The following is a 12,186-nucleotide window of genomic DNA, read 5'->3' as shown; positions in this document are numbered from 1 at the left end:
CGCGACTGCATCATGGGAGCCCGACATGGCCGAATTCCGCCTGCCCAAGAACAGCCGCCCGCAAAAGGGCGGCAAGGTCCACAAGGCCGAAGGCGCGACCCACGTCAAACGGTTCAAAGTCTATCGCTACGATCCCGACAAGGGGCAGAACCCGCATTTCGACACGTTCGAGATCGACACCGAGAAATGTGGCCCGATGGTGCTCGACGCGCTCATCAAGATGAAGAGCGAGCAGGATTCGACGCTGACCTTCCGCCGTTCGTGCCGCGAAGGCATCTGCGGCAGCTGTTCGATGAACATGAACGGCAAGAACGGCCTCGCCTGCACGACCGCGATCGAGGATCTGAAGGGCGACATCACGATCACCCCGCTGCCGGCGATGGACGTCATCAAGGATCTGGTCCCCGACTTTACCCATTTCTACGCCCAATATGCGTCGATCGAGCCGTGGCTGAAGACCAAGACGACGACGCCGAGCGGCAAGGAGCGGCTGCAATCGCCCGCCGAGCGCGAAAAACTCGACGGGCTGTACGAGTGTATCCTGTGCGCCTGCTGCTCGACCAGCTGCCCGAGCTATTGGTGGAACAGCGACAAGTTCCTCGGCCCCGCGATCCTGCTCCAGGCCTATCGCTGGCTTGCCGACAGCCGCGACGAGATGACCGGCGAGCGGCTCGACGAACTCGAAGACCCGTTCCGCCTCTATCGCTGCCACACGATCATGAACTGCGCCAATGCGTGCCCGAAGGGGCTGAGCCCCGCGCGCGCGATCGCGGAGATCAAGAAGCTGGAGGCCGAGCGGCAGGTGTGAACGACGGGATCGAGGAACCGAAGCGCCGCGATCATTTCAGCGCCGCGGAGCTGGACGGCGGCTGGATCAGCTGGGATCTGAAAGACGCGACGCGCTTCAACGCCTTCATCGAGCCGCTGACGGTGCGCCTCGAATCGCCGACGCCCGATGGCCGTCCGCGCGCGCGGGTGCGCATGGTCCCCGAACGCAAGCACAGCAATTTGGGCGACAATGTCCATGGCGCGGTGACACTGGCGCTCGTCGATATCGCGCTGTTCGCGGCGTCGCACCAATTCGGCTCGCTCAACGCCGGTCATTCGGTGACGCTCGACCTGTCGACGCAGTTCGTCGGCGCCGGCCGCGTCGGTGAGCCGCTCGACGCGGTGGTCGAACTGGTACGCGAAACGGGGCGGCTGATCTTCCTGCGTGGGCTGGTCGTGCAGGGCGCCGATGACAGCCATATCGTGCTGAGTTTTGCCGGAACGATCCGCAAGGCCAGCACCGGGTGACCAGCGTTCTTGCTGCTTACGACGCGCTCGTCGCCGCGGGCGAGCTGCGCCCCGACCCGGAGCAGCGCGCCGCCGCGGTCAGGCTGAACCAGTTGCAGGAGGAATTGCAGGCGGTGCCGAAGCGCGGCAGCCTGCTGTGGCGCCTCGCGGGCCGCAAGCCCGAGGCGCTGCGCGGCGTCTATCTGTGGGGCGCGGTCGGGCGCGGCAAGTCGATGCTGATGGACCTCTTCTACGACCAGCTTTCGATCGAGCGGAAGCGGCGCGTCCATTTCCACGCCTTCATGCTCGATGTTCATGCGCGGATGCGCGAAGTCCGCAAAAGCGAGAGCGGCGATCCCATCCCGCTCGTCGCCGAGGCGCTGGCCGAGAATGTCCGCTGCCTCGCCTTCGACGAAATGGTCGTGAACAACAGCGCCGACGCGATGATCCTCTCGCGCCTGTTCACCGCGCTCATCGACCGCGGCGTAACCATGGTCGCGACGTCGAACCGGCCGCCGAAGGATCTCTACAAGGACGGGCTCAATCGCGAGCATTTCCTGCCCTTCATCGCGCTGGTCGAGGAACGGCTGGAGGTGATGGGGCTGAACGGCCCGACCGATTACCGCCGCGACCGGCTGGGGGACGGTGCGCGCTGGTTCGTGCCCGCCGATGAGGAGGCGAGCGCCGCGCTCTCGGCCGCTTTTTTCCGCCTCACCGACTATCCGCCCGAGGACCGCGCGCACGTCCCTTCGCTCGACCTCGATGTCGGGGGCGGGCGGACGCTGCATGTGCCGAAGGCGCTGAAGGGCGTGGCGGTATTTTCGTTCAAGCGACTCTGTGCGGAGGCGCGCGGGGCGTCGGACTATCTGGCGGTCGCGCGGCACTTTCACACGGTGATCATCGTCGGCATCCCGCGCATGGGACCGGAGAATCGCAACGAGGCCGCGCGCTTCGTGACGCTGATCGACGCGCTTTACGAATATAAGGTCAAGCTGCTCGCGAGCGCTGCGGCGATGCCCGACCAGCTTTATGTCGCGGGCGACGGCGCGTTCGAGTTCGAGCGCACGGCGAGCCGCCTCGCGGAGATGCAGTCGGACGACTACCTCGCCCTAGGCCATGGCCAGGAGGATTCCCCCGGCAATCTTCCCCCAGCGTGAGGTGTTGGCGGTGACATAGGCGAGGCTGCGGACGTAACGCACCTCGTGGGCGAGGTGCCCAACGGCCTGTTCTGCGGTGCGGCGCAACGTGCGGAGCGGACGCGGTTCGGGCAGTCGGATGGCGCCCGGCTGCGCGGGGGGCGGGGGCAGGTCGGCGAAGCCGCCGCTGGTCACGCGGGGATCGGCGGCGACCGCCGCGCACAATGCCTCCATGCGTGCGATCGCCAGCCGGTTGGCGACGGCGCGATCGCGGCTCAACAGCTCGAAACTGTGGCTGAAGGCCGAGAACTGGATCGCGCCGCTGGCCGCCGCATGAGCCAACGCATCGCGCATTTCCTCTTCGGACATGGCGCACAGCTGCGCGGGGCGAAAGCTGTCGGCGCGGTCCATGAGGCCGCTGACCGGTACTTCGCACACGCCATGGTGCATTCGCATCCCGATATTGGTGCGGTCGAGTGCGATGTCGCAACCATGGCCGAGATAGGCGCCGTTGAAGCTGCTGTCATAGGCGAAACCCAGCGCCGCGAGCGCGCGCAGCGTATCGTCGTTGGCGCCGAAATTGCCGGCGCGAAAGGCGACCGGGTCGGGCGCGCCGGCGCGCACCAGCATGTCCGCCGCCAGCCCGATCAGCTTTTTCTGCGCGGCGAGCGGGAAATCGCCGATATTGCGCCCGGTGAGCCGCCCGACGGGATTGAAGCGCGCGAAGGCGAGCCATTCGGTGTGGATGTGAAGCTGCACCTCGTGCCCGCGCGCGACGATGGGCGCGACGATGTCGCGGACGATCGACGGCCCGTGGACGAGCGCGGGCATCGGATCGACGAAGAACACGCCCTGGAGGCCGTATCTTTCGAGCATGTCCATCTGGAAGATGATGCCGAAATCGCCCTCGCGGCAGCGGCCGAGGATCGAGCTTTCGAAATTGGCGCGCGCGCCCTCGCCCCGTTGATAGAGGCCCGCCGACAATTCGGTGTCGAAGCTGATGATCGCGCGCGTCACCGCTCGCGCGTAACAAAACGGGGATAAGGGAGGGTTAATCTGCCGCTGCGGCAAAGCTCAGGCGCAACGGGCGATCGCGATCGCCGGACTGCGGGCTCATTGACAAAAGATATTGCGAACTAATAGCAAAAAAAGGCTGAAAATCCCGCTTTTCCCGGTTGTTTCGTTAACGGAATCGGCGTAGGGGCGTCGCCAGTCTTGGGACCGGCAGCGGAGCTTTGGCCCGTGCTCCCGCCGGTCTGTGAACCAATGCCGGGCTTGCCAGGAAGGGAGTGCCGCGCGCCATGGGACGCAAGAAGATCGCATTGATCGGAGCCGGGAATATCGGCGGAACGCTGGCGCTGCTCGCCGCGCAGAAGGAACTCGGCGATGTCGTCCTGTTCGACGTCGTCGAAGGCGTGCCGCAGGGCAAGGCGCTCGACCTGTCGCAGGTCGGCCCGATCGCGGGCTTTGACGCAAAGATCAGCGGCTCGAACGATTATGCCGACATCGCGGGTGCCGACGTCATCATCGTCACTGCGGGTGTCGCTCGCAAGCCGGGGATGAGCCGCGACGATCTGCTCGGCATCAACCTGAAGGTCATGAAGGCCGTGGGCGAGGGCATCAAGGCCAACGCCCCCGACGCCTTTGTCATTTGCATCACCAATCCGCTGGACGCGATGGTTTGGGCTCTCCGTGAGTTCTCGGGGCTGCCGCACAGCAAGGTCGTCGGCATGGCCGGCGTGCTCGATTCGGCGCGCTTCAGCCACTTCATCGCCGACGAATTCGACGTGTCGGTGAAGGATGTGAACACCTTCGTGCTCGGCGGTCATGGCGACACGATGGTTCCCGTCGTGCGTTATTCGACCGTCAACGGCATCCCCGTTCCCGACCTCGTCAAGATGGGCCTGTCGAGCCAGGACAAGATCGACGCGATCGTCAAGCGCACGCGCGGCGGCGGCGGCGAAATCGTCGCGCTGCTCGGCACCGGCTCGGCCTTCTATGCGCCCGCCGCCAGCGGCATCGCGATGGCCGAAGCCTATCTGGGCGACCAGAAGCGCATCCTGCCCTGCGCCGCCTATGTCGATGGTCAGTATGGTGTTGACGGCCTCTATGTCGGCGTGCCGGTGATGATCGGTGCGGGCGGGGTCGAGAAGATCGTCGAGATCGAACTCGACGACGCCGACAAGGCGGGGCTTCAGGTTTCGGTCGACGCGGTCAAGGAACTGTTGGAAGCTTGCAAGAAGCTCGATCCCAGCCTCGCGTAAACAGCTTGCGCCCCTGCGAAGGCAGGGCCCGTCGCCCGCGCTCGACAGGTCGGACGGGCCGGTGAATCAAATATCTGGAGATGGGCCCCTGCCTTCGCAGGGGCACGAGAAACGGAACGAAATCCATGAGCATTCTCATCGACAAGAATACCAAGGTCATCACGCAAGGGATGACCGGTGCCACCGGCACCTTCCACACCGAACAGGCGCTCGCCTATGGCACGAAGATGGTCGGCGGCGTGACGCCGGGCAAGGGCGGCACGACACACATCGGCCTGCCGATGTTCAATACCGTCGAAGAAGCGAAACATGCGACCGGCGCGACCGCGTCGGTCATCTATGTGCCGCCGCCGTTCGCGGCCGATTCGATCCTCGAGGCGATCGACGCCGAGGTCGAGCTGATCGTCTGCATCACCGAGGGCATTCCGGTGCTCGACATGGTCAAGGTGAAGCGCGCGCTGTCGGGCTCGAAATCGCGGCTGATCGGCCCGAACTGCCCCGGCGTGCTGACGCCGGAAGAGTGCAAGATCGGCATCATGCCCGGCAACATCTTCAAAAAGGGCAGCGTCGGCGTCGTCTCGCGCTCGGGCACGCTGACCTATGAAGCGGTGTTCCAGACCTCGAACGTCGGGCTGGGCCAGACGACCGCGGTCGGCATCGGCGGCGACCCGGTCAACGGCACCAACTTCATCGACGTGCTCGAACTCTTCCTCGCCGATGACGCGACGAAGAGCATCATCATGATCGGCGAAATCGGCGGTGATGCCGAGGAGCAGGCGGCGCAGTTCCTGATCGACGAAGCCAAGCGCGGCCGCAAGAAGCCGATGGCCGGCTTCATCGCGGGCCGCACCGCACCGCCGGGCCGCCGCATGGGCCATGCCGGCGCGATCGTGTCGGGCGGCAAGGGCGACGCCGAAAGCAAGATTGCGGCGATGGAAGCCGCGGGCATCAAGGTGTCGGCGAGCCCGTCGGAACTCGGCACGACGCTCGCCGAAGTGCTGAAGGAACGCGTCTGAACTGACGGCCCGCCGACGCCCTTTGTCGGCGGGTCTCCGCTCCCCATATAAAATCCACTCCTTACCCCCCCCCCCCGTGGAAAAACAAATGAACCTCGAACGACAAAGCTTCGACCTCGACGAGCCGCAGGCCGGCCCGAGCTGGGCGCCGAAGAACTGGCCGCTGATCGACAGCGACGATCTGACCGCCGCGCTCGACCCGCAGCAGATGCAGGTTGCGGTCAAGGCCGCGGCGGCAAAGGCGGGCGCGCCGTTGTCGAATGCCGAGGTCGAGCGCGCGGCGAATGATTCGATCCGCGCCATGATGCTGATCCGCACCTATCGCGTGCGCGGGCATCTCGCCGCCAGGCTCGATCCGCTCGGGCTCAGCGAGCGCGAACTGCCCGCCGACCTGACTCCCGAATATCACGGCTTCGTCGGTGCCGACCTCGACCGGCCGATCTGGCTGGGCGGCGCGCTGGGGCTCGAAAAGGGGACGGTGCGTGAGATCGTCGCGATTTTGCAGGCCAATTATTGCGGCCATGTCGGCCTGGAATATATGCATATTTCCGACGTCGAGGAACGGCGTTTCCTGCAAGACCGCATGGAGGGCGCCGACAAGAGCGTCGAGTTCAGCCAGCGTGGCAAGCAGGCCATTCTCAGCAAGGTGATCGAGGCCGAGGAATGGGAGAAGTTCCTCGCGCGCAAATATGTCGGCACCAAGCGCTTCGGGCTCGACGGCGGCGAGGCGATGATCCCCGCGATGGAAGCCATCATCAAATATGGCGGCCAATATGGCGTGAAGGAAATCGTCTATGGCATGGCACACCGCGGGCGGCTCAACATGCTCGCGAATGTCATGGCGAAGCCCTATCAGGTCATCTTCCACGAATTTGCCGGCGGCAGCGCCAATCCCGACGACATCGGCGGGTCGGGCGACGTCAAATATCACCTCGGCACCTCGACCGACCGCGAGTTCGACGGGATTTCGGTGCATATGTCGCTCGTGCCCAACCCCTCGCACCTCGAGGCGGTCGATCCGGTCGTGCTCGGCAAGGTGCGCGCGCAGCAGGTTGTGCGCGACGACCTCGTCAAGCATGAGCAGGTGCTGCCGGTGCTCATCCACGGCGACGCCGCCTTCGCAGGGCAGGGGATCGTCTGGGAATGCCTCGGTTTTTCGGGGATTCGCGGTTATAATACCGGCGGCTGTATCCATTTCATCGTCAATAACCAGATCGGTTTCACGACAAGTCCGCAATTCGCCAGATCGTCCCCCTATCCGTCCGACGTGGCAAAGGGTGTGCAGGCGCCGATTCTGCACGTCAACGGCGACGATCCCGAGGCGGTGACCTTTGCGTGCAAGCTCGCGATCGATTTCCGCCAGCAGTTCAAGCGCGACGTCGTGATCGACATGTGGTGCTATCGCCGCTTCGGCCATAATGAGGGCGACGAACCCTCGTTCACCCAGCCGCTGATGTACGAACGCATCCGCAAGCACCCGCCGGTGTCGCAGCTGTGCGCCGCGAAGCTGGAGGCCGAAGGCGTGATCGAGCCGGGCTGGGCCGACGCGCGCCGCGCCGAACTGGTCGCGCGGCTGGAAAGCGATTTCGAGGCGGCCAAAAGCTACAAGCCGAACAAGGCCGACTGGTTCGCCGGGCGCTGGTCGGGGCTCTATGCGCCGACCGACCCCGAAAATGCGCGCCGCAACATCGCGACGGGCGTGACCGAAAAGCTGTTCGATTCGATCGGCCGCACGCTGACCACGATCCCCGCCGATGTCGAGGTTCACAAGACGCTGCGCCGCGTCATCGACGCGCGCGCCGCGATGTTCGCTGACAAGGATGATGGCGAGGTGTTCGACTGGGCGACCGCCGAAAGCCTTGCTTTCGGCACCCTGCTCAGCGAGGGCTATCAGGTGCGCCTGTCGGGCCAGGATTCGGGCCGCGGCACCTTCAGCCAGCGTCACGCGGTCTGGGTCGACCAGAAGACCGAGGAAAAATATATCCCGCTGACCAGCGTGCCGCACGGTCGGTTCGAGGTGCTCGACAGTCCCTTGAGCGAATATGGCGTGCTCGGTTTCGAATATGGCTATGCGATGGCCGACCCGAAATCGCTTGTGTTGTGGGAAGCGCAGTTCGGTGACTTTGCCAACGGCGCGCAGATCATGATCGACCAGTTCATCGCGGCGGGCGAAGCCAAGTGGCTGCGCGCCAACGGGCTCGTGATGCTGCTCCCCCACGGCTATGAAGGGCAGGGCCCCGAACATAGCTCGGCGCGCCTCGAACGCTTCCTGCAATTATGCGCGGGTGACAATATCCAGGTGTGCAATATCTCGACGCCGTCGAACTATTTTCATGTCCTGCGTCGCCAGATGCTGCGCTCGTTCCGCAAGCCGCTCATCATCATGACGCCCAAGTCGCTGCTGCGGCACAAGCTTGCGGTGTCGCGGCGCAGCGACTTCATCGGCGACGCGCATTTCCGCCGCATCATGTCCGACCGCACGCCGCCCGCCGATGCCGACATCAAGCGTGTCGTGCTCTGTTCGGGCAAGGTCGGGTACGACCTGATGGAGGCGCGCGATGCCGCCGACCTCACCGATACGACGGTGATCCGCATCGAGCAGCTCTATCCCTTTCCCGGCGAGGCGCTCGCGGTGCGGCTGAGGCGGATGCCGAAGCTGGAGGATGTCGTGTGGGCGCAGGAAGAGCCGCGCAACAACGGCGCCTGGTTCTTCGTGGGCGAACTGATCGAGGAAGCGCTGGCCGAAGCGGGCAAGAAGGGCATGCGCCCGCGCTATGCCGGCCGCGCCTCCGCAGCATCGCCCGCGACCGGCCTGATGAGCCGCCACCAGACCGAACAGTCGGCGCTGGTCGCCGATGCGCTCGGCCTGTCGGTTCGCGCCGAAATCCGCCGCACCAAGAACAAAGCCTGATCCCCCTAAGGAACTGCATCTATGAGCACCGAAGTCAAAGTCCCCACGCTGGGCGAAAGCGTCACCGAAGCGACGATCGGCGAATGGCTGAAAAAGCCCGGCGAAGCGGTCGCGCTCGACGAGCCCATCGCCAGCCTTGAAACCGACAAGGTCGCGGTCGAGGTGCCCTCGCCCGTCGCGGGGGTGATGGGGCAGCAGCTCGCTGCGGTCGGCGACACGGTCAATGTCGGTGCGGTGATCGCGACGGTTGAAGCGGGCGATGCGGCGGCGGCGCCCGCCCCCGCGAAGGCCGAGACGACGGCGCCCGCCCCCGCCGCGACCGCCCCCGCCGCGGGTGCAGGCATCGACACCGTTGCAACCATGTCGCCGGCGGTGCGCCGTCTCGTCCTCGAACACGGGCTCGATCCGACGAAGATCAAGGGGACGGGGAAGGACGGTCGGCTGACCAAGGAAGATGTGCTCGCGGCGGCGAATGCGGCGCCCGAAACCCCGCCTGCTTCGGCTCCCGCGCCGGCGGCAGCGCCCGCCGAGCCGGGCCGTCAGGAAGAGCGCGTCAAGATGACCCGCCTGCGCCAGACGATCGCCAAGCGGCTGAAAGCGGCGCAGGACACGGCGGCGATGCTGACGACCTTCAACGACGTCGACATGTCGGCGGTGATCGAAGCGCGCGCGCGCTACAAGGATCTGTTCGAAAAGAAGCATGGCGTGCGGCTGGGCTTCATGGGCTTCTTCACCAAGGCGGCGTGCCTCGCGCTCAAGGACATTCCCGCGGTCAACGGCCGCATCGACGGCGACGAGATCGTCTATAATGGTTATATGGACATTTCGGTCGCGGTGAGCGGGCCGAGCGGGCTTGTCGTGCCGGTGATCCGCAATGCCGAGACGCTGAGCTTCGCCGACATCGAAAAGACGATCGGTGATTTCGGCAAGCGCGCCAAGGAGGGCACGCTGACCATGGACGACATGGCGGGCGGCACCTTTACCATTTCGAACGGCGGCGTGTTCGGGTCGCTGATGTCGACCCCGATCATCAACCCGCCGCAGTCGGCGGTGCTCGGCCTCCACCGCATCGAGGACCGTCCGGTCGCGATCAATGGTCAGGTCGTGATCCGTCCGATGATGTATCTGGCGCTCAGCTATGACCACCGCCTGATCGACGGCCGCGAGGCGGTGACCTTCCTCAAGACGATCAAGGAAGCGATCGAAGATCCGACGCGGTTGCTGATCGATTTGTAAGGCCAAGTGAACTGCTGCGCACGCAGGAGATATTCGAGCTGTTCTCCTGCGAACGCAGGAGTCCAGGGTGGAGAGCAATGACGGTGCAACCAAACCCCGGGTTCCTGCTTCCGCAGGAACATGGAAGTGCGATATGACTCGGCCGGGCTATCTCTATCTGATGGCTAGTGCGCGGAACGGCACGTTATATCTTGGGGTTACCAGCGATCTGCTGGCGCGAGTGTGGCAGCATCGCAATGAGGTGGTGGAAAGTTTCACCAAGAAATATGGCTGCCACACGCTGGTCTGGTACGAAGCGTTCGACGATATTCAGCAAGCGCGTCAGCGCGAACTGCAAATGAAGAAATGGAAGCGGGCGTGGAAAATTGAACTGATCGAACGCGATAATCCGCAATGGCTGGATTTGTTCGACAGGCTATCCCTTTGACGCCCTGGGTTCCTGCGTTCGCAGGAACGCATATGGAGTAAATCATGGCTGATTACGACTACGACGTCCTTGTCATTGGTGCCGGTCCCGGCGGTTATGTCGCGGCGATCCGCGCGGCGCAGCTGGGGCTCAAGACCGCGTGCGCCGAGGGGCGCGCGACGCTGGGCGGCACCTGCCTCAACGTCGGCTGTATCCCGTCGAAGGCGATGCTGCACGCGTCGGAGTATTTTGACGCCGCGGCGAACGGGTCGATGGCGGCGATGGGCATCAGGGTGAAGCCCGAACTTGACCTGGACACCATGCACGGCCAGCGCCGCGATGCGGTCAAGGGGCTGACCGGCGGCATCGAGTTCCTGTTCAGGAAGAACAAGGTCGACTGGCTGAAGGGCTATGCCCGGTTCACGTCGAAGGACAGTGTCGAGGTCGCGGGCAAGAGTTATCGCGCGAAGAATATCATCATCGCGACGGGATCGTCGGTGACGCCGCTGCCGGGCGTCGAGGTCGATAACGACAAGGGCGTGATCGTCGATTCGACCGGTGCGCTCGAACTCGCCAAGGTGCCGGGGCATATGGTCGTGATCGGCGGCGGCGTGATCGGGCTGGAGCTGGGCAGCGTGTGGCGCCGCCTGGGCGCCAAGGTCACCTGCGTCGAGTTTCTCGACCAGATCCTGCCCGGCATGGACGGCGATGTGCGCAAGGAAGCGAACAAGATCTTCAAGAAGCAGGGGATCGAGTTCAAACTGAAAACCAAGGTGACGAAGGCCGAGGTCAAGGGCAAGAAGGCCGTCCTGACGCTCGAACCCGCGGCGGGTGGCGAGTCCGAAACGCTGGAGGCCGACGTCGTGCTCGTGTCGATCGGACGGCGGCCGAACACCGACGGCCTTGCGCTCGACAAGGCGGGGCTGGAGGTCAACCAGCGCGGCCAGATCGAGATCGACCATGATTTTCGCACCGCGATCGACGGCATCTGGGCGATCGGCGACGTCGTGCCGGGGCCGATGCTCGCGCACAAGGCCGAGGATGAAGGCATCGCCTGCGCCGAGAATATCGCAGGGCAGACGGGGATCGTGAACCATGATGTCATCCCGTCGGTCGTCTATACCTGGCCTGAAATCGCCGGCGTCGGGCTGACCGAGGAACAGGCGAAGGAAAAGGGTGAGGTCAGGGTCGGCAAGTTCCCGATGCTCGCGAACAGCCGCGCCAAGACCAACCACGAACCCGACGGTTTCGTGAAGGTGATCGCCGATGCCAGGACCGACCGCGTGCTGGGCGTGTGGTGCATCGCCAGCGTCGCGGGCACGATGATCGCGCAGGCGGCGCAGGCGATGGAGTTCGGCGCGACGTCCGAAGACATCGCCTATACCTGCCACGCGCACCCGACGCACAGCGAGGCGATCAAGGAAGCCGCGATGGCGGTGACAGGCAAGCCGATCCACATCTGACCGGCGCACATCTGGTCGGTGCGGGAGAGCGGCGGCGCGTTACGATGCCATCATCGCGTGCCACCGGTCCATCGCCGCGGCGCTCCAGACATCTTCCCGCGAGGGGTAGATGTCGGCGAAATTGGGCGTGCCCGCGGGCAATTGAACCCACGGCTGTTTGCTGCGCGTAAAGATATGGACGTCGGGCGGGCAGGTGGCCGGTTCGTCGAGTGTGCCGACGCGCACGAAGGACGATCGGCGCCCGGCTTTCGGATAATGGCTCCACAGCGCGATGCGGCAATCGGGGCAACGGGCAATCTCCTGCCCGCGGCCGCTTTCGGATGGCGTCAGCACCAGCTCGACGGTTCCTTCGACGTGCAGCCGCTCGCTCTCGATCATCGCGTTGACGACAAAGGCGCTTCCCGTCTCGCGCTGGCAGTGGCGACAATGGCAGCAATGGACGATCATCGGCGCCGTCGTCAGTTCATAGCTCACGCCCC

Annotated in this window: 11 protein-coding genes; 9 read left to right on the top strand and 2 right to left on the bottom strand. The window is 64.8% G+C overall.

Annotated features, from left to right (window positions below; genetic code table 11):
- Positions 1 to 25: 25 nt before the first annotated feature.
- The 3 genes from SALA_RS11375 to zapE are packed head-to-tail and all read left to right on the top strand — an operon-like array spanning position 26 to position 2,432.
- On the top strand, positions 26 to 808 hold the full coding sequence (locus SALA_RS11375) for a succinate dehydrogenase iron-sulfur subunit (RefSeq protein WP_011542519.1): 783 nt from the start codon (positions 26 to 28) through the stop codon (positions 806 to 808).
- Positions 805 to 1,296: a PaaI family thioesterase gene (locus tag SALA_RS11370; RefSeq protein WP_084764737.1), complete on the top strand. Its 492-nt coding sequence runs from the start codon at positions 805 to 807 to the stop codon at positions 1,294 to 1,296. Before SALA_RS11375 ends, SALA_RS11370 begins: the two co-directional genes overlap by 4 nt.
- A complete protein-coding gene (zapE, locus tag SALA_RS11365; RefSeq protein WP_011542517.1) occupies positions 1,293 to 2,432 on the top strand; it encodes a cell division protein ZapE in 1,140 nt (379 codons plus the stop codon). Before SALA_RS11370 ends, zapE begins: the two co-directional genes overlap by 4 nt.
- Here zapE and SALA_RS11360 read toward each other — a convergent pair.
- Complete coding sequence (locus SALA_RS11360; protein ID WP_041383287.1) at positions 2,385 to 3,428, bottom strand: polysaccharide deacetylase family protein; 1,044 nt, start codon at positions 3,426 to 3,428, stop codon at positions 2,385 to 2,387. The genes zapE and SALA_RS11360 overlap by 48 nt on opposite strands.
- A gap of 284 nt (positions 3,429 to 3,712) precedes the next feature.
- Here SALA_RS11360 and mdh point away from each other — a divergent pair, with 284 nt between their 5' ends.
- The 6 genes from mdh to lpdA all read left to right on the top strand — a co-directional run bounded on the left by mdh (position 3,713) and on the right by lpdA (position 11,707).
- Positions 3,713 to 4,675: a malate dehydrogenase gene (gene mdh / locus SALA_RS11355; RefSeq protein ID WP_011542515.1), complete on the top strand. Its 963-nt coding sequence runs from the start codon at positions 3,713 to 3,715 to the stop codon at positions 4,673 to 4,675.
- 125 nt (positions 4,676 to 4,800) lie between these two features.
- Positions 4,801 to 5,691, top strand: a complete 891-nt coding sequence (gene sucD / locus SALA_RS11350; RefSeq protein WP_011542514.1) for a succinate--CoA ligase subunit alpha — start codon at positions 4,801 to 4,803, stop codon at positions 5,689 to 5,691.
- 88 nt (positions 5,692 to 5,779) lie between these two features.
- On the top strand, positions 5,780 to 8,602 hold the full coding sequence (locus tag SALA_RS11345) for a 2-oxoglutarate dehydrogenase E1 component (RefSeq protein WP_011542513.1): 2,823 nt from the start codon (positions 5,780 to 5,782) through the stop codon (positions 8,600 to 8,602).
- A 21-nt stretch (positions 8,603 to 8,623) separates the two neighbouring features.
- Positions 8,624 to 9,838, top strand: a complete 1,215-nt coding sequence (gene odhB, locus SALA_RS11340; RefSeq protein ID WP_011542512.1) for a 2-oxoglutarate dehydrogenase complex dihydrolipoyllysine-residue succinyltransferase — start codon at positions 8,624 to 8,626, stop codon at positions 9,836 to 9,838.
- Between the two features lie 133 nt (positions 9,839 to 9,971).
- Positions 9,972 to 10,265, top strand: coding sequence for a GIY-YIG nuclease family protein (locus SALA_RS11335; protein ID WP_084764735.1), 294 nt, complete (start codon positions 9,972 to 9,974; stop codon positions 10,263 to 10,265).
- A gap of 44 nt (positions 10,266 to 10,309) precedes the next feature.
- Positions 10,310 to 11,707, top strand: a complete 1,398-nt coding sequence (gene lpdA / locus SALA_RS11330) for a dihydrolipoyl dehydrogenase (RefSeq protein WP_011542510.1) — start codon at positions 10,310 to 10,312, stop codon at positions 11,705 to 11,707.
- 39 nt (positions 11,708 to 11,746) lie between these two features.
- On the opposite strand, the gene SALA_RS11325 is transcribed toward lpdA, so the two are convergent.
- Positions 11,747 to 12,181 (bottom strand): GFA family protein, encoded by a 435-nt coding sequence (locus SALA_RS11325; RefSeq protein ID WP_237700866.1) that lies wholly within the window; start codon positions 12,179 to 12,181, stop codon positions 11,747 to 11,749.
- Between the last annotated feature and the right edge of the window lie 5 nt (positions 12,182 to 12,186).

The sequence above is a fragment of the Sphingopyxis alaskensis RB2256 genome (assembly GCF_000013985.1).
Lineage (GTDB): Bacteria > Pseudomonadota > Alphaproteobacteria > Sphingomonadales > Sphingomonadaceae > Sphingopyxis > Sphingopyxis alaskensis.
Note: the sequence above shows the minus strand (reverse complement) of the source record. Positions and strands in the feature narration are given on the sequence as shown.

What these genes read in the sequence shown, in the direction of transcription:
- SALA_RS11345 (WP_011542513.1), top strand. Translation starts at nt 5,780, where the DNA reads ATGAACCTCGAACGACAAAGCTTCGACCTCGACGAGCCGCAGGCCGGC.
- SALA_RS11375 (WP_011542519.1), top strand. Translation starts at nt 26, where the DNA reads ATGGCCGAATTCCGCCTGCCCAAGAACAGCCGCCCGCAAAAGGGCGGC.
- lpdA (WP_011542510.1), top strand. Translation starts at nt 10,310, where the DNA reads ATGGCTGATTACGACTACGACGTCCTTGTCATTGGTGCCGGTCCCGGC.
- mdh (WP_011542515.1), top strand. Translation starts at nt 3,713, where the DNA reads ATGGGACGCAAGAAGATCGCATTGATCGGAGCCGGGAATATCGGCGGA.
- SALA_RS11335 (WP_084764735.1), top strand. Translation starts at nt 9,972, where the DNA reads ATGACTCGGCCGGGCTATCTCTATCTGATGGCTAGTGCGCGGAACGGC.
- odhB (WP_011542512.1), top strand. Translation starts at nt 8,624, where the DNA reads ATGAGCACCGAAGTCAAAGTCCCCACGCTGGGCGAAAGCGTCACCGAA.
- sucD (WP_011542514.1), top strand. Translation starts at nt 4,801, where the DNA reads ATGAGCATTCTCATCGACAAGAATACCAAGGTCATCACGCAAGGGATG.